Annotated in this window: 1 pseudogene; it reads left to right on the top strand. The window is 64.2% G+C overall.

The annotated features are described in order from the left end of the window. Positions 1-248: pseudogene (locus AC1DWF_RS38895) on the top strand (hypothetical protein); the annotation flags it as partial. Positions 249-510: the final 262 nt, after the last annotated feature.

Below are 510 nucleotides of genomic sequence, written 5' to 3'. Positions count from 1 at the left end.
CGACCAAGGTGGCGCAGTCGYTGTTTCAGATGGCCACCGCCGGAAAGAATGTCGCGGCGGCGATCTTCTGGATGAAGGCGCGYGCGGGWTGGCGCGAGAAGCATGAGTTCCACGTTGGTCAGCAGCTGCCCGGGGACATGAACGCTGCGGAGCTAGAGGCCATCATCCGCGAGAAACTCGAGCGGCTCGRCCTCATGTCCAACGCACTCGATCCACCGCGGCGCATCGTCAATGACGAGCTCGACTGACGCCATCGTTCTCCGCACATCACAGCATGTTCAACACCGACCAACGACCGTTGATCGGTGGTGACATGTAACCGGCCGGCGCATGCGCCGTGACCTGTCCCTCGTCGGACCATCTTTTCAGCGTGCGGGGCAATCGAGGACCAGACGGAACCGACCCTCGCCGCTGATCCGCGCGCCACCTTGCGCCATGAGCGCGGCGGCCGGGCTCGTCGCCATGTCCATGACAAGTTCCGCTCCGTTGCGCAGCGGCACGGTAATGGCC

It is taken from the genome of Aminobacter sp. P4_D5, assembly GCF_056401815.1.
Note: the sequence above shows the minus strand (reverse complement) of the source record. Positions and strands in the feature narration are given on the sequence as shown.